Origin of the sequence: Virgibacillus oceani (genome assembly GCF_041521345.1) — a bacterium.
GTDB lineage: Bacteria > Bacillota > Bacilli > Bacillales > Amphibacillaceae > Virgibacillus_N > Virgibacillus_N oceani_A.
The window spans coordinates 19,095-44,883 of sequence record NZ_JBGOHB010000037.1 but is presented as its reverse complement, the minus strand read 5'-3'; the positions used below and the strand labels follow the sequence as shown (position 1 = coordinate 44,883).

The window sequence follows — 25,789 nt, the reverse complement described above, 5'->3', positions numbered from 1 at the left end:
GAAAGGGCTCTCACGCACCAAGGAGTTTCGACCTTCCTCATCCAGCCGTAGCATCAGTATCGCCAACCAATAACTATTTTCATTCTCCGTGGTGTATAGCTTTTTTGTGATACATGGTTGACTGCGGAAGGAATGATCAGTTAAACCTCCGCTTTCCGCGGCAACAATGATCTACCTGGCATAGCCGATCTTTACGGTGGGGCGAGGAACCACTGTACCGTAGCCCCAAGGCGCAGTCCGTACGTCGCTAAACGGGCGCTTGCGCTTTTGTTCTTGATTTTTTACGATGATCAAAAATTAGTGCTAAAGCTTTGGTGTATTAAATTCAAATAAATACCTGCTTGACACCTTCTTAAAAGCGTTGTATTGTATATAGAGTTAATTCATATCATTTTTATGGGAATTATATAGTATGATGGTACAAATGGCTCTCATTATGCATAGAATTAAATAATCCGGTACCTGCCGGAAATTAAAAGGAGGACATCATATGGATATATTTTTTACTACGCTAAATATAGTGGTTTTATTAGCAATTATAGGTTTACTTATTTGGATGCAGAAAAAGCATTTCTCATTCACGAAGCGCGTCTTTGCCGGACTTGGCGTCGGAATTGTGCTCGGTGCTGCATTGCAAATGATTTATGGAACAGGTTCTGAAGTATTAACCCAAACCACGGATTGGTACAGTATCGTTGGGAGCGGTTATATTCGATTGCTCATGATGATCGTTATTCCACTTGTGATGGTATCAATTATTCAGTCCATCATAAATCTGGAAAAAACAGCGCAACTCGGAAAAATGTCCGGGTGGATTATCGGTATTTTGATCTCCACTACGATGGTGGCAGCATTAATCGGTATTGGTACTGCTGTTGTATTTGATTTAAATGCAGATCAAATTGAAGCAGGTCAGGCAGAAGCAGAGCGTGGTACGATGATGGAAACTACGTTAGGTGATGTAGAAGAGCAATCCACCCCGCAGCGGATTCTTAATTTTATCCCAAATAATATCTTTCTTGATATGACGGGTGAGCGTTCCACTTCCGTTATCGCGGTCGTTATATTTTCTATCATTGTAGGTATTGCCGTATTGGGACTGCGGAGAAAAAGTCCGGAACAGGCTGATCGGTTTACGGATATAGTAAATGCGGTTTATGCGGTGGTAATGCGGATCGTAACACTGATTTTAAGGTTGGCACCATTCGGTATTTTAGCATTGATGGCAAATACGGTGGCAAGTACGGATTTTGCAGGAATCATGGAACTTGGTAAATTTGTTCTTGCCTCTTATGTCGCGTTATTGGTTATGTTTATTATCCAGCTCATTTTAGTAAGTGTGTCAGGTTTAAATCCGATGACATATTTACGGAAGGCGATTCCTGTACTGGGCTTTGCTTTCACATCACGCTCCAGTGCTGGAACGATTCCGCTGAATATCCAGGCGCAAAAAAGATCTCTGGGTGTAGAGCAGGGAATTGCCAATATGTCAGCTTCTTTTGGGGCCACCATGGGACAGAATGGCTGTGCAGGAATTTACCCGGCCATGCTTGCGGTCATGATAGCACCAACTGTTGGCATTGATCCACTTACACCAGGCTTTATCATTCCACTTGTCCTAATTATCGGGATCAGTTCCTTTGGTATAGCTGGTGTCGGCGGTGGCGCAACCTTTGCTGCACTCATTGTGCTGTCATCCATGAACCTGCCGGTAGCGCTAGCTGGTTTGTTGATTTCCATCGAAGCATTTATTGATATGGGACGTACCGCTGTCAATGTTAATGGATCCATGGTTTCGGGTACATTGACATCGCGTGTCATGAAAAATTTCAACATGAAAACATTTAAAGATAAGAACGCAATTGAAGAATCAACATCACTTTAAGAAAAATCACTGCTCCAATTTGGGGCAGTGATTTTTTTGGAATGAGGTTGGAAGTTGAGGTAGGAACTCGAAGCCATTAAAGCGGTAAAACCTCCTGATGAGAGAGTCGGCGGGTCGTCTCGAATCCGTTCCAGCGTCAAACCCTGCTGATGAGGGAATCGAGAGAGTGTCTCGAAGCCATTCCAGCGTCAAAATCTGCTGATGAGGGAATCGACGGATCGTTTCGAAGCCCCTAAAGTGGCAAAACCTCGTGATGTTGTGTCCGAGGGAAAGTCCCGAGCTACTCTCTATAAGCTTTCTTCATCTAGTAATAACAACATATTCATTCATAAATTAGCTTTTTTAAATCAGATATATTTTGATTTTCCCCCGCGTCCAGATAATTTGCAAACGGACATCCAATCGCCTGCACCCGTTCCACGACATTTTTAATCGTAAATTGTTCTGGATGCAAACCATCCGCTACTTCTTCCCAAAATATAGGTGCAGCTACCGTGGCCTCCGTCGTTTTTCTCGGCGAATAGGGAACGATTAATGTTTTATCTTTTCCATGCTGCATATAATCAATATAAAGTTTCCCTTGTCGCTTTTTTTTCATTCGTTCTGTCGTAAACATATCCGGATAGGCTCCTTCCACGGTATAGGCAATCGCTTGTGTGAACAGCCCAGTATCTTCATAACTCAAACTACCTTCCGGAATGGGGATGTGAACCTGCAATCCTTTATTGCCCGATAATTTAACAAAAGAAACAAGACCCAAATTATCCAATAGTTCTTTTATAACGAGGGAAGCCTTCACAGCCAGTTGAAATTTACTTCTGTCAGGCGGGTCGAGGTCAAAAACAATTTCTAAGGGGTCAGTGCTTTCCACCCTCTGAAAGGGCACATGAAATTCTATCGTACCGTGATTTGCCAACCAGACAACTGCACTTAAATCATCAGCAAAAATGACTTTTCCTTCCGCAGTTTCTGTATATTTCATAAAGGACGGTGCATAGTCAGGCAGATGTTTTTGGAAAAAGTGCTCAGCTTCCACCCCATCAGGGGCGCGTATGATCGTCAAGGCACGATCTGTCAAAAAAGGAAGCATATACGGGAAAATTTCACGAATGTATCCGAGTAAATCTCCTTTCGTATAACCGTCTTCAGGCCAAAAAATCTTTTCCATATTTGTATATTCCACATTAGCGGGAAGCATTGCCAAATCCATCTCCAGCTTTTTCAATTGGCAGGCCTCCGGCGAAACTTCCGGCAGTAATTTCGAGAATTCCGGTTCGCGAAATTCTCCATCATAGAGATCAAGCGTGCGAATGGAAGCACAGATGGCAGGAGGCAAAGTGTAGGTGTTTCCATGTTTTTCACCTTGTCCGGTAAATAACTTTTTTACTGTTTGAAATGACTCCTGATCCATTCCGTGTTTACACTTTCCTACTTCCAATAGGGAATCCCCATCAAACACTTCCACCGTAAAATAATTATTCTCCGTATTAAATGCTGTCAAAAACCCTTGCCCGTTTCGCCAATTTTTTATTTTAACCCAATCATGATGATTTTTTCCCGAAAGATAATGGCTGTCCTTCCGTTTAGCGACCATGCCTTCTCCTTTATGTTCAAAAATAATATCCTTCAATTCATCTTTATTTACATAGGATTTTACTAGCTGTATTCGCTGGTTTATTCCCCCATTTTGAAAAAGCTGTTGCAATTGTTTTTTTCGATTCTCCAAGTCTCTCTTATGGCAGGATGTTCCTTTTATCTCCAACAAATCAAACGCCAAGAAACTTGCCGGTCTGTTTATTGCTGCTTTATCAATGGACGCCTTATTTTTCAATCTTCCCCTTTTTTGCATCCATGAAAAATTAGCCTGGAACGCATGATTCAGAACAGCCAATTCCCCGTCAAGTTTGACTGGCAGCAGAAATTCCATGCTATTTTGCATGTCCAGGCACGCATCAACGATTTCCGGAAACTGGGCAGTTAAGTCTTTCTCATTTTTACTGATAAGTTGAACCCGGGTCTTTTCCCAATGCAAAATACACCGAAACCCGTCATACTTTACCTCGTAAACCCATGCATCTCCACTGGGAATTTCCTCTGCTCTGATTGGTTTCATGATTTCCATCTAAAACACCTCTGTCATTAATATGGCTTATTCGAGAAAATTTAACAGGATAAAATGGCCCGCTGCCGACAAACTATAAAAAAGGAGGTAGTATCATGCACACGATGTGGAAAGGGACGATCAGCTTTGGACTGGTAAATATTCCTGTGAAAATGCACGCGGCAACCGAGAATAAAGATGTAAAGCTGAGGCAGCTCCATAAGGAATGTGAGTCGCCTATCAAATACGAAAAAGTATGTCCGGTTTGTGATCGTGAAATTGAAAACGATGAAATAGTAAAAGCATATGAATATGCGAAAAATAAATTTGTGATTTTGGATGAAGAAGAGTTAAAGGCATTGCAAAAAGAACAGGGAGATAAAGCGGTAGAAATTATGGATTTTGTCAAACTGGAAGAGATTGATCCGATTTTTTTTGAAAAAAGCTATTATTTATCTCCAAATGATGGGGGATCGAAGGCATATGGATTGCTGAGGACTGCCCTGAATGATACTGGAAAGATCGGCATTGCCAAAATGATGATCCGCTCTAAAGAGCAGCTAGCGGTGATTCGAGTTTATGAAAATACGCTGGTTGTGGAAACCATCCATTATCCTGATGAAGTGCGTGAGGCGGAAGGTGTACCGAATGTTCCAGAAAAAGTAGAAACGGCCAAGAAGGAATTGGATGCGGCAAAAATGCTGATTGATCAGCTGACAACGGAGTTTCAACCTGAAAAATATACGGATGACTATAGAACAGCATTGCTGGAGCTGATAGAGCAGAAGAAAAATAATGAGGAAGTCACCACGGCAAAAGAGGTTGAACCAAAAACACCAACAGGAGCCGATAATTTAATGGATGCGCTGCAGGCTTCACTTGACAAGGCGAAAAAAGAAAAACCAAAACCGAAACAGCCGCAGAAAAAGAAGCAGGCAACACGAAAGAAGAAAACAAGTACGTAACGCTGAAAAAATGACTGCAATTGTAGTCATTTTTTTTGCTTACTTAAACGCCTGCAGGGAAACAGAAGAATTGTCCCTATGTTGCATTCGATTTGCCACACTTTTTACATTAAATTTACAAATCACTAACAACTGAGTGAAATCTGCTTATTTTAACAGTGACTTCGGTAGAATAGGTTATATAAGGGATTATATGTATATAAGGGATTATATCGAATAAAGGGTGAGGAACTTTGGAAAGAAACGCATTTATTGATAACGCGAAAGTCATTTTGATTTTTCTGGTTGTGTTTGGACATATGATTCAGCCCTTTGTGAGTGGATCTGTTCAAGTACACACACTTTACATGTGGATATATACTTTCCATATGCCGGCATTTATTTTGCTGGCCGGATTTTTTGCAAAGGGATTCGGTCATTTTAAATATGTCATCAATTTGATGAAAAAATTAATTGTACCCTATATTATTTTTCAAATCATCTATTCAGGGTATTATTATCTTATTGAAAAGCCGGGATGGCAGACCGATTTATTCAGCCCGCACTGGTCATTATGGTTTTTATTCAGTTTATTTTGCTGGCATATGCTACTGTACTGGTTCAAAAAGATCCCGCCTGCGCTAGGTATTACAATCGCGGTGCAAATTGGCTTAATTGTAGGTTATTTTGGTGAAATTGGGCATACCTTCAGTTTATCTCGTACCTTTGTGTTTTTTCCGTTCTTTCTGATCGGTTATTGGGTGACGGAAAAGCAGCTGCTCAAGACGGTGAAAAATAAACAGATGAAGTTTATATCTATTGGCATTATGGCTGTATTGGCTGCGGCAATCTATTTCTTGCCTAACTTTCAAACAGGCTGGTTGCTCGCGTCCAGTTCATATGCTGATCTGGGAATGGCAGAATATGGTGGTTTGATAAGACTGCTTGTATACACCGTTTCTGCATTAATGGTAATTAGTATATTTGCCTGGATTCCCGAAAAGCAGTACAAATGGACGAAACTCGGCGCACGAACACTGTATGTATATTTATTACACGGATTTTTTATCCAATTCTTTCGACAGGGAGAATTATTTGAAGTAAATAACCTGTTTGATTTTTTAGGGCTTGCTGCACTATCGGCTGCGCTCGTACTTCTGTTATCAAGCAGGCCAATTGTCGGAATATGGCAGCCTTTGATTGAAGGGAAATTTTCTATATTGAAACAAAGATTCAGGAATAAATGGAAAAACCAGCCGGAAACGGAGTCATAAGAATAAAAGTTTTAAAGAAGCCGATGAAATAATAACAAAGAAAAAAAGTATCATATTTATGAAACGAAACAAAGTCTAAAACGTACTATAATATGACCCCCTTTTTTAATAAAACAAGCAGACGGCCAATACAAGGTCGTCTGCTTGTTTTTTAGCAAGTTTCCAATACGGAATCGACTATCAGCACCTAATCGACAAAGAAGTGACAAGTCTTTACGGTGGGACGAGCATTTTAGCGCAGTCCCAAATCTTTACGGTGGGACGAGCATTTTAGCGCAGTCCCAGGTACCTTAAAAAATCATGTGTGCAATTAATACGATGATCGGCAATGTGATAAGTGTCCGAAGCAGGAAGATAACGGCCAGGTCGAAAAATGAAACCGGAACTTTGGATCCCAGGAGAAAGCCCCCTGTTTCAGACATGAAAATAAGCTGCGATACCGATAATGCTGCAATGATAAAACGTGTAATTTCCGCTTCAATGGATGCACCAAAGACAGCAGGAAGAAACATGTCTGCAAAACCGATTAATACCGTTTCAGATGCCTCCTGGGCAAATGGCACCTGCATTAATTCCAAGAGTGGAATGAATGGCATGCCGAGCCACTGAAACACCGGTGTATATTCGGCAAAGATCAGGGCAACAAGACCAATAGCCATCACTACCGGAGCAACACCCATCCACATATCCAAAATATTTTGCCCGCCTTCTTTAAAGAAACGGTATGCACTTTTTTCTTTACCGCTTCTCTCCAGGGCTTTTTCATATCCATAGGTAACGGCATTATAATCCGTGGGAATTTCCTCTTTAATCCCTTCCGCATTTTCATCAATATATGTGTCCGCCTTTCGAGAAAGCGGCGGAATTCTCGGCATAATAAGTGCAGCGATAAATCCGGCTGCGAGTACTGTTAAATAAAATGGCACAAACATATGCTCAAGGTCAACATAAGAAATTATTACCAGCGAGAACGTAATCGAAACTACTGAGAAGGTCGTACCAATAACGGCAGCTTCCCTTTTTGTATAAAAACCATCCTCATACTGTTTACTTGATAAAAGTACCCCGATTGTTCCATCACCGACCCATGAAGCCAAGGAGTCAATCGAAGCACGTCCGGGCAATCGGAACAGGGGCCGCATCACTTTGGTCATCAGACTCCCAAAAAATTCGAGTAGTCCAAAATTCATCAGTAAAGGTAAAAATAATCCAGCAAATAAGAAAACAGCAAACAGAACATGCAATAAATCACCCAAAAGCAATTGGCCGGTATCAGGTCCATGCAACGCCTCCGGACCGATTTGGAAAAATACCATCACAGCAAAAACACCGGCAATTACTCTCGTGGCTGTCCAGAAGACACTTGTATGAAATAAATTATGAAAAAACGGTGTCTTTTTAAATGTATCAGGTCCCATAAGTTTTGCAATAAGTGTGAAGATAGCTGTTACCAGAATAATAACCAGAATAATCGCGGACAGCTGCTCCGCCAGAAGATCCTGTACAAAATTTGCCATGATCGCGATTGGAATTGTGAAACCTTCCTCTGTGTTTACAGGAGTAATAAATAAAAATATTCCGATTAAAGACGGTATAATAAACCGCAAATGATCACTAAAGTGATAATTATTCTTCATTAATAAACCCCCTCGTATTATAAATAATGTATTTTCATCTAATTATAAGTGAAGAAATGGTATATATCCATCTATTTTTTAAAGAAAATATAATGGATCATGTTAAACAGACTGAAAAAGGGGGAACAGATAGAAAGAACTATGTACGAAGTTTTATGGATTTTTTCCGGTGAAACCATTATTCATGCCACCTGCCATCCATAAATTTGTTATACTGACAATATCACATATTATTTAATGCGATGAAAATAAAGAAAGGGTGTTTTTGATGAATGATTTAATAAAAAAAGGATTTTTACTCGGTTTGGGAGCGGCAGTGACAAGTAAAGAAAAGTTTGATCAAAAACTGAAGGAAATGGTGGATCAGAATGAATTGACCCAGGAAGAAGCAAAATCAGTCATGCAGGGATTTGTGGATAAAGGCGAAATGAAAAAAGATGAATGGAATTCTAAGCAATATGAACAAGCTCAAAAATTTGCGAAAGAAATCGGTCTGGCGACAAAAGAAGATATAAATGAATTGCGTGCACGCATTACCCAGCTGGAAGCAATGCATGATAAAAATGACATGTAGTATGTAAGCGATAAATTAAATGGACTGGAGAAAACCGGACAGAAAAGAACTCAACATAATCCCCCATTAATCCGGTTTCTCCCCCATTTTGACAATCAACAAAGAAGAATGCAGTAAATAGTGCTAAAACACCTGTAAACTGTCGGATTTCAAATGAAAGAGTTGTCAAAAAAAGCACTTATCTGTAAATTCAGCTTATTCCATAAAATTTAGTTGATTTCTGCTTATAATCACTATACAATGGATGATATATATTAATATAAAAGCGTGTTTTGGGAGGGTACAATATCAAAATGAAAAATTTTGTACAACTTTGTGAAAACACAAAAGAAAAGCTGGGTAGACAATTACAGGATAATGAGATAGCGTTTTTGCAGTGGGTGTATGAAAACTATAAAGATGAAGAAGAGAAGAAAATCGCGGGGGCTACGAGCCAATAATGTATAAAAAATGCAACACGGGGACGGTTCTTTGTTGCAAATAAAATAATGGCGCATGGAGATCCGACAAATTTCCATGTGTTTTATTGTGGTTAAAACGAGAATTCATGGCGATTGATTCAGAAAGGAAATTCCCTCCCAAAACTGGTATACTCTACTGTGGAAACTGCATGAATGCAAAAGGAGCGATCATGATGGCTGTAGATAATGAAAAAGTCCTCCAGAAAATGATGATAGAATTACAGCAGGCAAGGGAGTTACAGGATAACGATGCTGCCATGCTGAAGCATATTCAGCACATTCGCCTTTTATGTGATTTGTTTTTAGATGAGGAGGAAACAACGGTAAAGTCACCGAAAAGACCCAATAATATGAAAGAAGCTGAGTTGAAAGCAATGCTTGGTGAAAAGGGATATGGAATAGAGAAAAGCAAACAGCAGGAAGAGAAATCAAAAATTGATCATGATGGGGCGAATGGAAGCTCTATTTTTGATTTTTAACTAGAGGTGAATTGAAATGAAATTGTTTTTACTGTTTGGAACGATAAATGGATTTTTAGCGGTTGCTTTAGGTGCATTCGGGGCACACGGTCTGGAAGGCAGAATTTCTCAGAAAGCACTGGGGACGTGGGACAAAGCGGTAAACTATCAAATGTTTCATACGATGGCACTGCTTTTTACGGGTCTCTTGATGGCAAAGATTACTTCAGGTGGAATCATGTGGGCAGGGTGGATGTTTTTGATCGGTATTATCCTGTTTTCCGGAAGCCTGTACATGTATTCAACAACTGGCATGAGAACATTTGCCATGATTACGCCCCTCGGCGGTGTTGCCTTTTTAATTGGCTGGGTGCTGCTAGGAACAGTTATTATGAGACATCTGTAAAATTATATAAGAAAGATGAGATATGTTGTAAAAACAAATAGAAAAATGGCTCTTAATACATGCTTTATCGCTTCATGTGCACGATACGTGTGAAATTCAATCAGGGCAGTTAAAATGAGGTTGACTGTTAGAAGATAGAGACCAAGAAAGATAAAAAGTATATAACTTTGGATAATGGCAAACAAACCTAATAAGCATATAAGAATGATAGTGATTAATTCCAGGCGGATATACTTCTCATAAGGATGTCTCATTTTACAGCCCCTTTCCATGAGATAAGAAAAAGATGACACCAGTTTTATCGTGTCATCCTTTTCTCTGCTGGGTGTTAAGTAATTGTCTCTCTTTAGCGAGGTGGATATGATGCTAATTGGCTGTCTTCAGCAAAAGGATACGTATAGTTAATTTCTTCATCAAAAGTGACATAGTCCAGATAAACCATTAACAATAAGTATCTTCTGTCGGTGTCAGGGTCGCTCAAGATAATATGATCTCTTCCTGCAGCTTCTATCCTGCCCCTGAAAATTTTGGCATTCCACTGATTATTGTATTCAAATGTCATATACACTGTGGCGATTTTTCCTTGATTCAGTCGCAGAATATTTTCGATGTAGGATTCTTGGATTGGCAGCATGCCGTGATCCTGCCCCTGGGCCTGTGGTGTTTGCTGCTGCGCAAATTGCTGCTGAGGCTGGGCATTCTGCCGGTAGTTATACATGGGATAATATGCTGGAGATGCTGTTGGGTAATAGTAATATGGATAAGCTGCCTGATAAGGGTTTCCTGCCTGCTGCTGGTGTTGATTGTCATCTTTCTCGCTCATAAAAAAACCTCCTTATAAGAATTTACGAATATTAGCGGGAGCGCACGTGCAGCGTCCATTCCCTTTTAAATGGTGATGCTGTTTTACCTAAATACTTGCGGACATTCAGACTGGCTTGGGTTGTAAAAACAATGTGATTTATATCTTCCGCTGTTCCATTGATTAAACCATTGATCAGGGCAGGCTCCTTCCGGGAAGAAAAACCACAATGAATTACTAGCAGGATGCTGGCGTTCCCCTTGGATGACTCTCCTTGCTAATCGTTTATCCGCTTCCCTTGCCCGCTGATAAAAATATCCCTTCTGTGTTGCTTCAAACCCACCGGGACTTTGGAATACCATATCATTGATATTTCGGATATCCGTAAAATCAGTACAGGCGGCAATCACCCGATTAACTCCCGTATTACCAACCATCAGCATGCCCAATTCCCCATCACCTTCAGCTTCAGCCCGCATCAGCCTTGCCAGTAATGCAACATCATTTTCTGTATGTGAAACAACAGCCATAAAACATTCCTCACTTCAGTGAAATCTGGATGCAAAAACATTCTAATTATATGTATGTGATTCTCCAGAAAAAGATGACAATGAAATTATTTGTATAGGATTGGATAAAAAAATAGCACGTGAATCCTAAGATTTCACGTGCTATTTTTATGTTCGCACCACTTCATGCTGCAAGCTCATTTTATTCAAACAGAAAAATAATCTGCAAGCTGCTCTTTTGGAAAATGATTGCCGACGAAAAACGCTCCAAACTCTCCGTAGCGGGAGCTTACTTCATCCCAGCGCATTTCATAGACAATCTTTTTAAATTCCAATGGTTCATGGGCAAACAAAGTTACGCCCCATTCCCAGTCATCGAGTCCAATTGAGCCGGTGATGATTTGCTTCACTTTTCCGGCATATTTTCGGCCGGTCATACTATGTTCATAAAGCAGTTTGCCGCGTACATTTTTTTCAAGGGTATACCAGTTTTCTTCCCCTTCACGACGCCTGTCCATTGGATAAAAACAAATATGTTCCCATTTTGGCAGGATCGGTTTGAGGCGTTCCTGGGTTTCCGGCAAGGTTTCAGGATCTGGTTCCCCTTCTTTTTGTGGCCGGTATTTGGACAGCTCTACAACGGATAGATAGGAATGGGCGGGGATCAAGAATTCACCCATCTTTGATTTATTTAATGCTGTTTCCATATCTGACAGTTCGTCCATCGTAGGCCTTAAAAACATAAAGATCAAGTCTGCTTTCTGACCAACCACTTTATATAAAACATGGCTCCCTTTTTTCTTTGCTTCTACTGCTTCCCATTTTGTTAGCAGGTTTTCAAAGCTGTCCAATGCTTCTTTTCGCTGTTGATCCGAAGCCATTTTCCAAGCGTTCCAATCGATTGAACGCAGATCATGCAGGCTATACCAGCCGTCCATTGTCTCTACAGGTTCTACCATCGTTATCTCTCCTTCTTTATACTTGATGTCAAGATAATAATTTGACCATTAAATCAGGAAGTCAAAAATAATTTATTGCATTCGTTTTTACTATAGCATAAATAGGGTATGATATTCATGGCGCACGCATCCATAAAAGGCTATGAATCGTAAACATAAAACGTTTTGTCATAAATTTGATATAATTGCCCTTTGCTTTCATCCCTGCATAAATATCATAAATCATCTATCATAAAGGTATAACCAATGAGGAGGGTTGTTATAATGAGTGAACTGTTTGAAGGATTGAGAAAAAGAATCGTTAATAAAAGTAAAAGGATTGTCTTTCCAGAAGGAACGGACGAGCGAATTTTAACTGCAGCCAGTCAATTGAGTGCTGCAGGGGTACTAACGCCTATACTGATAGGAAATACAAATTCGATTAAGAAAAAAGCGGAAGACATAAAAGTGGATATTTCCACATGTGAGTTGATGGATCCATCCGATTTTCCGGAATTTAAGCTGATGGCAGAGACATTTGTGGAACGGCGAAATGGAAAAGCAACCAGGGAAGATGCGGAAAAAATATTGCAGGATGAAAATTACTTTGGCACTATGCTCGTTTATATGAATCAGGCAGATGGTCTGGTAAGCGGAGCAGCTCATTCCACTGCTGATACAGTTCGTCCGGCATTGCAGATTATTAAAACAAAAGAAGGAATAAAGAAAACATCCGGTGCATTCATCATGGTACGCGGAGAAGAAAAATATGTATTTGCCGATTGTGCCATTAATATGACCCCGGACAGTCAGGACCTGGCAGAAATCGCAGTGGAAAGTGCTGTAACTGGGGCAATGTTTAATGTGGATCCACGAATTGCCATGCTCAGCTTCTCTACAAAAGGATCGGCAACATCCGATGAAACAGAAAAAGTAGTAGAAGCTTTAAACTTGGCAAAAGAGAAAAACCCATCTCTTGTGATTGATGGTGAATTCCAATTTGATGCAGCTTTCGTACCTGGTGTAGCTAAGAAAAAAGCGCCTGACTCTGTATTGCAGGGGGATGCCAACATATTCATATTTCCAAGCCTGGAAGCCGGAAATATCGGCTATAAAATGGCAGAGCGCTTAGGTGAATTTGAAGCAGTAGGGCCCATTCTGCAAGGCTTAAATAAACCAGTAAATGATCTGTCCCGGGGCTGCAGTACGGATGATGTGTATAAATTGGCGTTAATTACAGCGGTACAATCTGAAGTGTGATAGAGGTAGAGGCTTCTCAACATGCTGTATCACATAATCGTAGTAGCAAAAAACCTTGCAATAGAGAAGGAAGCTCTGCTGCAAGGTTTTTTATTAATTTTGGATTTCTTTTTTTAATTCCAGAATATTTTCCGGGGATAGTCCAGTGGAGTTAGCAATAACTTCGACTGAAATACCCATGTGCAGTAAACGAATGGCAATTTCTTTTTTAGTGTTTTTTTCTGCTTCGCGTTTGCCTTCCACTTTGCCTTCCACTTTTCCTTCTTTTTTTCCTTGTTTAATACCTTGTTCTCTGCCTTCTTCCAGCCCTTTTTTCATGCCTTCCCTAATACCTTCCTCGATTCGTCGCTCTGCTGCACGCTTGGCTGATTCCTCATCTCTGATTACTTTCATCCGTGCCTCATATGCGAGGAACTCTTCCTCTGTCATGCTTAATTCTTCCCAGTTTTCAAAGGCTTTACGCAAAGCGTTATCTTCCATGGAAATTCCCTCCAATTCTTGATAAATTTCCTTGTACACCTTCTTTTTTCGGTGATCAACTATGGCAAGCAGCAATAACCATCTGACTAATACATCATTTTGCGGGTCTAAATTTTTCTCGTACCAGGTCTTTATTAATTTGGGCACCTCTACAAAATGGAATTCCATTACATCAGTTAGTTGGTACTTTTCTTCATCTTCATACAAATGATAGGTGGTATAAAAACGGTCAGTTTGGGCGAACATGTCAAAATTCATAATGTTTATTGCAATAACAGGTTTTAATTCCTCATAGTCCATACTCTCTTTTAGCGTGGAGCGATACATTCCCGACCAGTAGTATATTGATCGTTTAACCATATCATACTTGTTCGTAAACTGTATTTCTATATTGATTTTTTCCGAAGTATCCGTGATGACGAGTAAGTCCAGTATCGATTGTTTATCTTTCCGGTATTCCCCACCTGCTTCCTTATCACCGGATAAGATGTCTACTATTTTGTCTCTCCCCGTTCTTTTTAAAAATGCATTGAGAAAAACAATGGTGATATCCTTATTCTTTTCGTTCCCAAACAGCTGTTTAAAGGCAAAATCCACTTTGAGATCCATTAATTCTTCTAATGATATATTACGTAAAAGCGGTGGGAGTTTAGGATTCTTGTTTTCATTATTTTCATATTTACCGGGTTCTTCGTAAATGGTACTGTGGAAAAAAATTGCGGGCAATTCTTTGGTGGGGTGTTTGATTGGCATAAATACACATCCTTATGAAATTTTGAGGAGTTACCGTGGTGTAGTTTACTAATTGTATTATAGCAGCATCCACATTGGCGAACAAGGGTTCTTCGCCGCGTCGCTCAGCATCGGATGAAGAGCGCCAAATGTAGTGCCACGCTCCTTTATTTATTCCATGCTGCTATTTTTTCATTACGCTTTTTCATTTGCTCCAGCCGTTTTTCAAAGAAAGTAAGCTCATCAGCAGAAAAATCCCTTTCTATAATACGACTAGTGAAGTCCTCTAAAGCATGAAACATCCGTTGTTTCACTCCGTCCACGGTTAAAGGGACACCCAACAAATCAGACAGAGAACCCATCAATTCAGGCTGGACGGTTGGATAATTAAATTTTGTCGATTCATTTTTTTTGCTGACATCATAAAATTTCCGAATATGACTCGCTCTATTGAAGCTGTTTCCCTCGACATCCAAATAAATCTGGACACTGGCTCCATTTTTTACACGGCGCTGGGAAATACCGGCAAATTTCTTCCCGTCGATGCTTAAATCATAATCTCCTGGACAATAGGATCCAACGATTTCAAAGGCCTTGATTTCATTGGTAAGATCCCGGAACATATGCTGAATAAAGCGAACCATAGCTTCGTAACCGTCATGGATCGAAACATGTTCCACGTCAGGTAAAATCAATGAAACATTTAGCACTCCCTCATCCAATGGCACGGCAAGACCGCCTGAGTTCCGAACGATGATTTGATAACCAAGATTCCTAAGCTGTTCCACACCCGCTTCAATAAATGGGAGCCTGGCATCCGGGATGCCTAATACGATTGTTTTAGGGTGCACCCATAATCGCATAATGGGTGGGGAAAGGTCATCGCTCACAGATGTTGCCAATGCGTCATCGATCGCAAATGAGGTCATAGCTGTAAATGGTCGCCCCTGAAATGATTCGATGCTTGTATGATCCATATATCGAAATGTCTGATGCTGAATGATTTCCTTCCAATTTTTCATAACGATCTCCTTTACCTGAAAAAAGCTCTTTTCACACCGTTTGTTGCTATTCCACCCGCACCCCGAATACAATTCGCTTTCACCACGAGCACAAGTACGATATCTCTTCAAACTCCCTTTGGTCGTTTTCAGCGTTTCTTCTTTGCCGGAGGCGGCTGGTGAGCCTCCTTGCACCGACGAGGAGTATGCCAACGTTGCCAGCACAGTGCCAATCTTTTAGAAAACAGCCTAAAAAAACGACAATGATTTTCCCTTTAGTCTTTCCAGCATCTATTATATAATAAAAACAAATTGTCGAAAAGAAACGGATGAAGCAAATGGCTTATAAAGATGAACAATTGCATGAAGAAAAGGTGTTTAAAGACCCGGTGCACCGTTATGTACATGTGAAAGACCAGGTCATTTGGGATTTGATTGCCGCTCCGGAATTTCAGCGCTTGCGGCGGATTAAACAGCTCGGAACAACTTATTTAACCTTTCATGGTGCGGAACACAGCCGATTTAATCACTCGCTTGGTGTTTATGAAATAGTTAGAAGGATAATATATAATTTTAAAAACCGGCCGAATTGGAACGATGATGAACGTCTGCTTTGTTTATGTGCAGCACTGTTGCATGACCTGGGACATGGTCCATTTTCTCACTCCTTTGAGAAAGTGTTTAAATTGGATCATGAGCATTTTACAAGGGAAATTATACTCGGCGACACAACGATCAATGCTATTTTAGAGAGAGTTGAACCGAGGTTTGCGCAAAAAGTGGCCGATGTCATTGCAAAAACGTATGATGACAAACTAGTCGTCAGTCTGATATCCAGCCAGATTGATGCAGATCGTATGGACTACCTGCAGCGGGATGCATTTTTTACCGGTGTAAGTTATGGTCATTTTGATATGGAACGAATACTTCGCGTCATGCGGCCAATGGAGGATCAGGTCGTTATTAAATCAACGGGAATGCATGCAGTGGAGGACTATATTATGAGCCGCTATCAGATGTATTGGCAAGTTTATTTCCATCCTGTCACCCGAAGTGCGGAAGTGATTTTGTCAAAAATTCTGCATCGGGCAAAATACTTGTTTGAGTCGGAGGGTTTTACATTTAAACTAAAACCCACTCATTTCATGTCCTTTTTTACCGGAGATGTCCAATTGGAGGAATACTTGAAGCTGGATGAAGGAATTGTCTCCTATTACTTTCAGTTATGGCAGGAAGAAGACGATGCTATTTTAAGAGATTTATGTGAGCGGTTTGTGAATCGCCGCTTGTTTAAATATATTGAATTTAACCCGAATCTCCAAATGAATACGTGGATGGAACTGTATGGGTTATTTAAGGAAGCGGGAATGGATCCCGATTATTATCTTGTTGTCGATTCCTCTTCTGATTTGCCTTATGATTTTTACCGTCCCGGCGAGGAAGAAGAGCGTCTGCCGATTCATTTGCTTATGCCGGATGGCAGTTTAAAAGAGCTATCAAGAAATTCGGATATTGTAGAATCCATTTCAGGAAAAAAACGGACAGATCATAAGCTCTATTTTCCGAGTGATCTCATGGAGAAGCTGCCTGATGAAAATATTAGAAAGCGAATCAGAGAAATATTGGGACTGGCTGAATAACTGTGTGCCTGCCAAGTACTTTTTTAAAATGCAGGGAAGTATAAAATTATTCAGGTTAATCAGGTGTAGAAGCTTAGACTGGATATTTGGCTATTTCGCCGATTTCCCTGATGCTTACTGCGGGCTAATGACCTTTGATTTCTGTTACGGGAGATGTGTAAAATGTTAACAAACCATGCCAAATTAATGGCGTTTTTTTCGGTGACAACTGAAGTTTCCGGAAGAAAGAAACTGCAAAAAATGATTTATATCCTGCAGAAATGCAAGCTTCCTTTTGAAGAAAAATTTGAATACCATTTTTATGGTCCGTATTCCGAAGAACTGACACTAAGGGTAGAAGAACTTTGTAATTTAGGGTTTTTGGAAGAAGTAAGGGAAGAAAAAAGCAATTATTTTCAATATCATTATAGTATTACTGGGGATGGGGAGGCATTTTTGCAGCAGTTTGCTTCTCATTTGCCTGGATTGGAACAGAAAGTGAAGCTTCTGAAGCAGAAGAGTTCGCGTTTTTTAGAGCTTGTAGCGACAATAATGTATTTTGATTCATTGCCAAAATCCGAGGTGGTGGAAAAAATCCATCAAGTAAAATCAAAGCAGAACTATTCAGCCGAAGAGGTCAATCAAGGATGGGAATTTATTGAACGGCTCATGAAAGGTTCATCTTACTAAAAGATCAGCTTTCAGATCAGTATAGCGAGTTCAGGGAATGAAAATATCTATGTAACTATGCTACAATGGGAAACAATAAAAGCAGAAGGAGGATCACGAATGAGTGCAGATCAATCTTCAGATAAAAAAAAGAAAAATACATTTACAATATTAAAGGATGACTCTACAGACGGCCATGGGGGTTACGGTGCTGGTACGGTGAGCCTGGAAAATATGTCGCCTGTCATTGTGGACCCTGGTGAAAATAAAGCATATGTTGATATGGGAGCGATGCATGCCCGCAGTGAGATCGAGCGCAGGGTGAAGTATTTACCGAATAAAGATGAAGTACCAAACGGGAAGCTATATTGGATTGTATGGGTGAATGTCGAGCGTGGGGAGAACGGGCCTTATTATGCTGGGGTTGCGGGAAGTGAACTCCGGGTCGACCGTTCTATTAAACGTGCCTATAAATCCATGCCAGAGCATGTCACACATATGGAAAAATCGCTGAAAGGCAAAATTATTGTGGAACATATGGATGATCACTCAAAAAAATTACTAAGAAATTACCTTGTAGAATTTGATGAGGAAATGTGGAAAAACGCTACAGATGAACTGAAAGAAGCCTTGCCGGAATAAAGCTGAATTATGAACTTTTTGTGACGTTGGTAGAAGTATATCGGAATGCCTTGTACTTTCAATGAGAAATTTGTAAAATATGTATACATGGGTTACACATGTATATATTACTAGGACAAAAAAGAAGCCGACCTGTTTTCGTAAAGGTCGGCTTCTTTTTATTTGCGGCCGTAGATCAGGGAATTATAAACGGAAAGTTGCTCTGGAACCACAAAAATTGCCCGGGGATCACGAATTCGCTCACAACTTAGAGAAATCGCTGATAACTCAAGGAATTCGCTCATATCTCCTCATAATACCCCCCTGCTTCAGTCAGCTGTCAAACATGTCAAATAGGCGTTCTACCATGCTCTTATCGTTTGTTTGATTTTTTTCATGGAAATGATCTGAGCAATAGGAAAGAGGTTCTGTGCCTTTTTCAAAATACATCACACGGCTTTGGCTGCAGTAGGGTGTTGCCCGCTGACCGGTTTGCGGGTCAACTGGAACAGCGACGAGTCCCGGAGGTGTCGGGAATTTTTCCTGTGCGTTGTTCGCGTGTGCATTTTCCATAAAGTTGGCCCATATCGTTTTGGCGTACTCGTGTTCCTGTGTTTGTTCCATCGGCCGGTTATCGTCATAGCCAATCCATACGCCTGTTACCAGGTCAGGGCTGTAGCCGATCATCCAGCTGTCGGATGCAGTCGTTCCTGATTTTCCCGCATAAAGCCTTGTAAGGTGATCTGCTATGGTCGAACCTGTTACAGCCATATATCCATCCAGTTCGCTGTCGAACATCCCTGACAGCAGATGGGTCAAAATAAATACTTTTTGTGGATCAAGCACCAATTCGCCCTTATTTTTTTCTCTTTCAAAAACGGTTTTCCCATTTCGATCGACAATTTTTTCAATCATATAGGAATCGATCTCTCTGCCCCCGTTTGCAAGCATTCCGTACCCTGTTACCATTTCTTGTACTGAAACAGCGGCAGTGCCTAAGGCAAGGGACGGCACAGCGGGTAAATCACTTGTAAACCCGAAGTCACGGGCCGTTTCGACAAGCTTATCGGCACCTACATACATATTTGTTTTGACCGCGTACACATTGTCTGATAGCGCGATGGCCTGTGCCAGAGTAATGGAATCATTCGCATAATAGCCGTTAAAATTGCTTGGTTGATAAACCTCCTCCTCCTCGAGCTCGAAAACAGTTGGTTGGCTCATCAGCATCGTATTTGCAGTGTAGCCGTTTTTCAAAGCAGTGTAATAAAGAAATGGCTTAAAGGAAGAGCCGGGCATCCGTTTTGCTGCAAAGGTGCGATTGAATGGACTTTCCGTATAGTCACGCCCTCCAACCATTGCTAAAATCCCTCCTGAACTTGGGTCGATCGAAAGGGAGCCAACTTCAATATCACTTTCTGTTTGGATAGTTCCCTCTACCTCGTCTTGCAATTGTTTCTGAAAAGTTTCATCTAACGTAGTGTGAATTTCATAGCCGCCAGATCGAATTTCATCTACCTCAAGCTCCAAAATAGCTGCTGCTTCTTTTAAAGCTTCATCTTGAAAGTAACCGCCAGCCTTACTTTCGCCGTTTTCTTCACTTTCGTTAAAAATAAGATTTTCCCGAGAGGCAAGAAATAGGTTTTGATCGTTAATGGCCCCGTCTTCATTCATCAACCTTAAAATTCGTTTTTGCCTATTTTTAGCTCTTTGCTGATCTGCGAGCGGAGAATAGTAGCTCGGTCCTCTCGGGACTCCTGCAAGCATTGCCGCTTCTGCTAAAGTCAATTCAGCAGCTGATTTATCAAAAAAATAATTACTAGCGGATTCAATGCCATAGGCGCCGTGTCCGTAATAAATCGTGTTTAAATAACCTTCAAGAATTTCTTCTTTGGAATAAAACATCTCCAAACGGATCGCAAAAAACGCTTCTTTTAATTTACGCACCCAGGTTTTCTCTTGTGTCAAATACAAGTTACGCGCGTATTGCTGGGATATAGTGCTTGCTCCTTCCTTTAGTGACCAGGTGCTTATATCGGTTAAAAGTGCTGAAAAAATTCGCTTAAGGTCAAAACCGGAATGGTCATAAAAATGCTGATCCTCGACTATAATAGTCGCTTGAATAGCATCTGCGGAAATATCCTCCAGGTCGATCCATCTTCTGTATTCTATTCCGTGCTCCTCACCGATCATGTTTCCGTTTTGACTATAATAGGTCGTGTTTTGGTCATTGGCCAGGCTCGGTGGCCCCAGTACAAAACTAATGACGTATATACCGAAAATGCTGCCGGTCACAGCCAAAAAAAATCCCAGTATTACTTTGATAAATAGGGGATGTTTTAAAAATGAAAATACGTTTTTCATGTTTGATTGCTCCATTATTTTTGATTACTAACATTATGGGGAAATTTGCAGTGAAATAAACCATATTTTCGACAAGATGTGTAGCCGCAGAAGCCGAAATTCGTTATAATGAAGCTTATCCGATATATTTAGCAATATTTATTGCACTATAACCGTCAACTTAGCTATAATAAAAAAATATATGAATTAGAGGCGTTAGCATGGAAGCTTTACATAAAAAAGTGCGAATTATTCTCCGTACCACGATTACTGATCAGAAAGATACAGAAGAAAATGAGCTTATACATACAGGTTATTTTTACCGGAATAATACGTTTGATGTACTGAAGTTCGATGAGAAGCTGGAAGAAGGTGTATCCGTCCGTAATTTGATTACACTGCAAAAGGAAAAGGTGACGATTAAGCGGTCTGGCGCAGTATCGATGAATCAAAAGTTTGAGGAAGATAAAATAACAGAGAATGTCTATCACCATCCCCACGGAACGATGCATATGGAAACTTTTACCAATACGGTGTATTATCAGCCGCTGGATGAGATGAATAAAGGGCAATTAAAGATGGACTATCAAGTAACATTAAATGGACAAGCAAACCGCAATCACGAATTGATGTTAATTTTTAAGGAGGAAAATGCTCAATGAATGTTTTGGCACAAACAGAAGCAACACTAAAACAGGAAATTGCTGCAGCAGTCATCAAGGCAGGGCTGACGCGAGAGGAAGAATTACCGGATATTGTTTTGGAAAAACCAAAAGAAAAAGCACATGGTGATTTTGCTGCAAATATTGCTATGCAATTGGCCCGGATAGCCAAAAAGGCACCGCGAAACATCGCAGAAGACATTGTTTCGGCACTTGATAAGTCGAAAGCTTCTATTGAAAAAGTGGAAATCGCAGGACCTGGCTTCATTAATTTTTTTATGAAAGAAGACTTCCTTGGTGAAATTATCCCGACCATTTTAAAAGCGGGTAAATCCTATGGACAAACAGATACAGGAAAAGGTGAAAAAATTCAAGTTGAATTCGTATCTGTGAATCCTACTGGTGACCTACACTTTGGACACGGGCGAGGAGCAGCGTACGGCGATGTTTTATGCAATTTACTTGCAGCTGCCGGCTATGACGTGGAAAGAGAGTATTATATCAATGATGCCGGGAATCAGATAGATAATCTGGCTTTATCGGTGGAATCCCGTTATTTACAGGCACTTGGTGAGGATGCGGAAATGCCTGAAGATGGCTATCACGGGAAGGACGTCATCGAAATCGGAAAAACGCTGGCAACAGAATACGGCACAAAATGGAAAGAAAAAGATAGAGAGGAACGCTTGGCATTTTTCCGGGAATACGGGTTAAAGTATGAGCTCGGCAAGATCCGAAAAGATTTATCCGCTTTTCGGGTGGAATTTGATCATTGGTTCTCTGAGCAATCGTTGTATGAGGGCGGTCAAATTGAAAGTGCACTTGAAGAGTTGAATGATTTTATTTATGAAAAAGACGGGGCAACCTGGTTCCGAACCACGGATTTTGGAGATGACAAAGACCGTGTGCTAGTGAAGCAGGATGGAAGCTATACTTATCTTACACCCGACATTGCCTACCATAAAAATAAACTGGATCGCGGCTTTAACAAGTTGATTAATATATGGGGTGCTGACCATCACGGGTATATTACGAGAATGCAGGCTGCGATCGAGGCAATGGGATATGGAGAAGGCAAACTGGATGTGAAAGTCATTCAGATGGTAAGTCTTTTTGAAAATGGAGAAAAGCTGAAGATGAGCAAGCGTACCGGGAATGCAATCGCATTAAGAGAGCTAATGGACGAAGTCGGAGTGGATGCGGCTCGTTATTATTTCATAACACGTTCCAATGACACCCAGCTTGACTTTGATATCGACTTGGCACGTTCTGAATCAAATGATAATCCAGTCTATTATGTGCAGTACGCTCACGCAAGGATATGCACCATGCTGGAACAGGCAGAAACAAAGGGATTTCAACTGGTTGCGGAATTTGATGCAACGCTTTTAACTTCGGAAAAAGAAACAGATTTGATTAAAAAACTTGGCGAATTCCCGCAAATGGTGGCTGATGCAGCACAAAATTATACACCACATAAAGTAACGCAATACGTATTTGATCTGGCAAGCCTCTTGCACAGCTTTTACAATGCGGAAAAAGTCCTTGATCCGGACAACAAGGAAAGAACAAATGCACGGATTTCCCTTATGAAAGCAGTGAAAACAACCCTGGCAAATGCACTGCAGTTGATCGCAGTAACAGCACCGGAGAAAATGTAGTACGGAAACGAATGAAGGAAATTCTTCGACGTTTGGTCATTTATAGATGGCGAGTGGCCGAATGAACGGTGTTCCTCTTCGTTCGGTCATTTATAAGCCCACTTTATGTGTCTGAATAGTATTATGCACTTTTTACGGCTTTTAAAAAAGAAAATTAAATTGCTTGCAAATTACTGAAAGGAACCATATTTGAAGAAATTATAACTTAGAATTTTTGTCGAATACCAGTTGACTGAATGATCATTCATGATTTAAAGTATAGGTATAAAGTTAGAAAGAAGCTTATTACTATTCTTGAAACTGAAATCGATGTCATTTTGCATTAAAGCAAAATATTCCGTATAATAGTTTGCAAGATTCAAAGGGAGAAGGGGGAGCGGATAATGGAAACGTTTTTACTGATTAACTGGATTGCTTTTCTTGCAATCGTAATCTATGGGTTATATTTATTCGCTAGAGTTGTTACTACAAGGATTTCTTATATCCGGCTTGGTAAAAAGTCGGAGTTTGACCGGGATTTCAAGAAGCGGTTCAAACGAATTGGGGTCATTGTTTTTGGTCAATCCAAATTGTTAAAAGATAAAAAATCAGGCATTATTCACGTAATGATGTTCTATGGATTTATCCTTGTACAGTTTGGCGCCATTAATATGTTTATTATGGGGCTCTCGCCAGGAAACCACTTGCCGCTTGGCATTTTCTATCCTGGGTTTACATTTTTCCAGGAGCTTGTCACATTAATGATCCTTGTTGCAGTGGCATGGGCATTTTACCGCCGGTACATGGAAAAACTCGTACGTTTAAAGCGCGGTTTTAAAGCTGGGGTCGTACTGCTGTTTATCGGTACATTAATGATTTCTGTACTATTCGGTAATGGTATGCACATTATTTGGAGCGGGGAATCATTGGCCTGGACTGAGCCGGTTGCCAGCGGGATCGCTGCCGCATTCAGCTGGTTAACGCCGACTGCGGCAATGGTATTATATTATGTGTTCTGGTGGGTTCATACCATAACCATTTTGGCTTTTCTTGTATATATCCCGCAATCCAAGCATGCACACTTAATCGCAGCACCAATTAATGTGTTCTTGAGCAAGCGTGTACCCGGGAAACTGAAGCCAATTGACTTTGATATCGATGAAGAGGCCGTGGATGAGGAAGAAGATATATCCTTTGGTGTAGGAAAAGTGGAAGATTTTGACCAATTTCAAATGCTTGATTTTTATGCATGTGTGGAATGCGGGCGCTGTACAGATGTATGTCCTGCGAGTGGAACTGGTAAAATGCTGTCTCCGATGGATATAATGATCAAACTGCGTGACCATTTGACTGAAAAAGGCGCAGCAATCACAGGGAAGTCAGCATGGGTACCAACGTATGCATTTTCCGGGGCTGCTGGGAATCAGGCCAGCGGTAGCGGAGAAGCAGCAGCTACCGTGCAAAATTTGAGCATGATTGGCGATGTAATCACACAGGAAGAGCTTGCAGGCTGTACTACTTGCCGTAATTGTGAAGATGCTTGTCCGGTAAGCAACGAGCACGTAAGCCAAATCCTCGATATGCGCCGCTACTTAGTAATGACAGAAGGTAAAATGGATCCGGAAATTCAGCGTGCAGTAATGAATATCGAACGTCAGGGAAATCCTTGGGGACTTTCCAAAAAAGATCGCATCAAATGGCGTGAAGAAGATGAAGCTGCTTATATTCCAACTGTCAAGGAACTGAAAAAAGAAGATAAAGATTTCGAATACCTTTTCTGGGTAAGCTCTATGGGTTCATTTGATGCCCGCAGTCAAAAAATAGCACTTGCATTTGCGAAATTGATGAACCAGGCTGGTGTTAGCTTTGCTATCCTTGGAAATAAAGAAATGAACTCCGGCGACACAGCTCGTCGTATCGGAAATGAATTTCTGTTCCAGGAAATTGCAGAGAAAAACATTAAAGAATTTGAAAAGCATGACGTGAAAAAAATCGTAACGATCGACCCGCATGCATATAACATTTTCAAAAACGAATATCCTGATTTCGGTTTTGAAGCAGAAGTTTATCACCATACACAAATGCTTTATGACCTGGTGATGAATGGCAAACTGAATCCGAAACGATCAATTAATCAGCGCTTAACTTATCATGATTCCTGTTACCTGGGCAGATATAATGGCGTTTATGATCCGCCAAGGGAAATTTTAAAATCTATTCCGGGACTGGAGCTCGTGGAAATGAAACGCACCAAGGAAAATGGCATGTGCTGTGGTGCTGGTGGCGGTTTAATGTGGACGGAGGAAACAACCGGTAACCGCATTAACGTATCTCGTACAGAGCAGGCAATGGAAGTAAAGCCTGATATGATTTCCAGTGCTTGTCCATTCTGTCTGACGATGTTAAGTGACGGTACAAAAGCTAAAGAAGTGGAAGAAGATATCAGTACCTTGGATGTAGCAGAAATTCTTGCATTGTCTGTTTTTGTAGAAGATGAGCAGAAAACGGCGTAACTATTTTCATATATAGAAAAAACCAGTATACTAGACAAAAAGGTGCAAGTGTCCGTTTAGCAACGTACAGACAGCAGCCGGGACGCGAGATATTCCTCGCCCCCGCTGTGAGGATTTGGGGTTATGCTGAATAGCTCGTCCCATCAAAAAGAAATGCCGTTGCCGGACGCTGCAGCCAGACGAATTTATAGAGGGGTAAACACATGCCCCTCTAATTTATCGAAAACCAATTGAGCGAGCGTTCAATCAGCGGGGCAATT

The 25,789-nt window shown here is 40.8% G+C and carries 23 protein-coding genes; 14 read left to right on the top strand and 9 right to left on the bottom strand.

Annotated features, from left to right (window positions below; translation table 11 throughout):
• The first annotated feature begins 490 nt into the window (after positions 1-490).
• Positions 491-1,885, top strand: a complete 1,395-nt coding sequence (locus tag ACDX78_RS20235) for an L-cystine transporter (RefSeq protein ID WP_486030233.1) — start codon at positions 491-493, stop codon at positions 1,883-1,885.
• A gap of 322 nt (positions 1,886-2,207) precedes the next feature.
• On the opposite strand, the gene ACDX78_RS20230 is transcribed toward ACDX78_RS20235, so the two are convergent.
• Entirely contained in the window at positions 2,208-4,007 is a 1,800-nt protein-coding gene (locus ACDX78_RS20230) for a DNA ligase D (protein WP_486030231.1), read from the bottom strand.
• 95 nt (positions 4,008-4,102) lie between these two features.
• On the opposite strand from ACDX78_RS20230, the gene ku reads away from it, so the two are divergent.
• Together ku and ACDX78_RS20220 are read left to right on the top strand one after the other, a co-directional pair.
• A complete protein-coding gene (ku, locus tag ACDX78_RS20225) occupies positions 4,103-4,951 on the top strand; it encodes a non-homologous end joining protein Ku (RefSeq protein ID WP_486030229.1) in 849 nt (282 codons plus the stop codon).
• A 233-nt stretch (positions 4,952-5,184) separates the two neighbouring features.
• Positions 5,185-6,204, top strand: a complete 1,020-nt coding sequence (locus ACDX78_RS20220; RefSeq protein WP_486030227.1) for an acyltransferase family protein — start codon at positions 5,185-5,187, stop codon at positions 6,202-6,204.
• Between the two features lie 290 nt (positions 6,205-6,494).
• On the opposite strand, the gene ACDX78_RS20215 is transcribed toward ACDX78_RS20220, so the two are convergent.
• Positions 6,495-7,841 carry a YjiH family protein gene (locus ACDX78_RS20215; RefSeq protein WP_486030225.1) on the bottom strand — a complete coding sequence of 449 codons (1,347 nt, stop codon included), beginning with the start codon at positions 7,839-7,841 and terminating at the stop codon, positions 6,495-6,497.
• A 268-nt stretch (positions 7,842-8,109) separates the two neighbouring features.
• Here ACDX78_RS20215 and ACDX78_RS20210 point away from each other — a divergent pair, with 268 nt between their 5' ends.
• The 4 genes from ACDX78_RS20210 to ACDX78_RS20195 all read left to right on the top strand — a co-directional run bounded on the left by ACDX78_RS20210 (position 8,110) and on the right by ACDX78_RS20195 (position 9,740).
• Positions 8,110-8,415 carry a phasin family protein gene (locus ACDX78_RS20210; protein ID WP_486030223.1) on the top strand — a complete coding sequence of 102 codons (306 nt, stop codon included), beginning with the start codon at positions 8,110-8,112 and terminating at the stop codon, positions 8,413-8,415.
• A 293-nt stretch (positions 8,416-8,708) separates the two neighbouring features.
• Complete coding sequence (locus ACDX78_RS20205) at positions 8,709-8,855, top strand: hypothetical protein (protein WP_486030221.1); 147 nt, start codon at positions 8,709-8,711, stop codon at positions 8,853-8,855.
• A gap of 194 nt (positions 8,856-9,049) precedes the next feature.
• Positions 9,050-9,355, top strand: coding sequence for a YwdI family protein (locus ACDX78_RS20200; RefSeq protein WP_486030220.1), 306 nt, complete (start codon positions 9,050-9,052; stop codon positions 9,353-9,355).
• Between the two features lie 16 nt (positions 9,356-9,371).
• The gene (locus ACDX78_RS20195) at positions 9,372-9,740 is read left to right on the top strand and encodes a DUF423 domain-containing protein (protein ID WP_486030218.1); all 369 of its coding nucleotides are present in this window, start codon (positions 9,372-9,374) and stop codon (positions 9,738-9,740) included.
• A gap of 2 nt (positions 9,741-9,742) precedes the next feature.
• Here ACDX78_RS20195 and ACDX78_RS20190 read toward each other — a convergent pair whose 3' ends face one another.
• From ACDX78_RS20190 to hemQ, 4 genes are all read right to left on the bottom strand, one after another.
• Positions 9,743-9,994, bottom strand: a complete 252-nt coding sequence (locus ACDX78_RS20190; RefSeq protein WP_486030216.1) for a hypothetical protein — start codon at positions 9,992-9,994, stop codon at positions 9,743-9,745.
• Between the two features lie 92 nt (positions 9,995-10,086).
• On the bottom strand, positions 10,087-10,563 hold the full coding sequence (gene gerQ, locus ACDX78_RS20185) for a spore coat protein GerQ (RefSeq protein ID WP_486030214.1): 477 nt from the start codon (positions 10,561-10,563) through the stop codon (positions 10,087-10,089).
• Positions 10,564-10,646: 83 nt separating this feature from the next.
• Positions 10,647-11,072 carry a cell wall hydrolase gene (locus ACDX78_RS20180; RefSeq protein WP_486030212.1) on the bottom strand — a complete coding sequence of 142 codons (426 nt, stop codon included), beginning with the start codon at positions 11,070-11,072 and terminating at the stop codon, positions 10,647-10,649.
• A 185-nt stretch (positions 11,073-11,257) separates the two neighbouring features.
• Positions 11,258-12,010 carry a hydrogen peroxide-dependent heme synthase gene (hemQ, locus tag ACDX78_RS20175; RefSeq protein ID WP_486030211.1) on the bottom strand — a complete coding sequence of 251 codons (753 nt, stop codon included), beginning with the start codon at positions 12,008-12,010 and terminating at the stop codon, positions 11,258-11,260.
• Between the two features lie 264 nt (positions 12,011-12,274).
• On the opposite strand from hemQ, the gene pta reads away from it, so the two are divergent.
• Positions 12,275-13,249: a phosphate acetyltransferase gene (gene pta / locus ACDX78_RS20170; protein ID WP_486030209.1), complete on the top strand. Its 975-nt coding sequence runs from the start codon at positions 12,275-12,277 to the stop codon at positions 13,247-13,249.
• Positions 13,250-13,342: 93 nt separating this feature from the next.
• Here the strand turns inward: pta and ACDX78_RS20165 are convergent, their stop codons facing one another.
• Positions 13,343-14,482, bottom strand: coding sequence for an Rpn family recombination-promoting nuclease/putative transposase (locus tag ACDX78_RS20165; protein WP_486030208.1), 1,140 nt, complete (start codon positions 14,480-14,482; stop codon positions 13,343-13,345).
• 146 nt (positions 14,483-14,628) lie between these two features.
• Positions 14,629-15,483: a lipoate--protein ligase family protein gene (locus ACDX78_RS20160; protein WP_486030206.1), complete on the bottom strand. Its 855-nt coding sequence runs from the start codon at positions 15,481-15,483 to the stop codon at positions 14,629-14,631.
• Positions 15,484-15,800: 317 nt separating this feature from the next.
• Between ACDX78_RS20160 and ACDX78_RS20155 the strand changes: the two genes are divergently transcribed.
• From ACDX78_RS20155 to ACDX78_RS20145, 3 genes are all read left to right on the top strand, one after another.
• On the top strand, positions 15,801-17,102 hold the full coding sequence (locus ACDX78_RS20155) for an HD domain-containing protein (protein WP_486030204.1): 1,302 nt from the start codon (positions 15,801-15,803) through the stop codon (positions 17,100-17,102).
• Positions 17,103-17,264: 162 nt separating this feature from the next.
• On the top strand, positions 17,265-17,771 hold the full coding sequence (locus ACDX78_RS20150) for a YwgA family protein (protein ID WP_486030202.1): 507 nt from the start codon (positions 17,265-17,267) through the stop codon (positions 17,769-17,771).
• Between the two features lie 99 nt (positions 17,772-17,870).
• Positions 17,871-18,392, top strand: coding sequence for a YwhD family protein (locus tag ACDX78_RS20145; RefSeq protein WP_486030200.1), 522 nt, complete (start codon positions 17,871-17,873; stop codon positions 18,390-18,392).
• A gap of 312 nt (positions 18,393-18,704) precedes the next feature.
• On the opposite strand, the gene ACDX78_RS20140 is transcribed toward ACDX78_RS20145, so the two are convergent.
• Positions 18,705-20,735, bottom strand: a complete 2,031-nt coding sequence (locus ACDX78_RS20140) for a transglycosylase domain-containing protein (RefSeq protein ID WP_486030198.1) — start codon at positions 20,733-20,735, stop codon at positions 18,705-18,707.
• A gap of 200 nt (positions 20,736-20,935) precedes the next feature.
• On the opposite strand from ACDX78_RS20140, the gene ACDX78_RS20135 reads away from it, so the two are divergent.
• From ACDX78_RS20135 to ACDX78_RS20125, 3 genes are all read left to right on the top strand, one after another.
• Positions 20,936-21,376 carry a YwiB family protein gene (locus tag ACDX78_RS20135; protein WP_486030197.1) on the top strand — a complete coding sequence of 147 codons (441 nt, stop codon included), beginning with the start codon at positions 20,936-20,938 and terminating at the stop codon, positions 21,374-21,376.
• Positions 21,373-23,037, top strand: a complete 1,665-nt coding sequence (argS, locus tag ACDX78_RS20130) for an arginine--tRNA ligase (protein WP_486030195.1) — start codon at positions 21,373-21,375, stop codon at positions 23,035-23,037. Before ACDX78_RS20135 ends, argS begins: the two co-directional genes overlap by 4 nt.
• A gap of 383 nt (positions 23,038-23,420) precedes the next feature.
• Complete coding sequence (locus ACDX78_RS20125; protein ID WP_486030193.1) at positions 23,421-25,529, top strand: (Fe-S)-binding protein; 2,109 nt, start codon at positions 23,421-23,423, stop codon at positions 25,527-25,529.
• Positions 25,530-25,789: the final 260 nt, after the last annotated feature.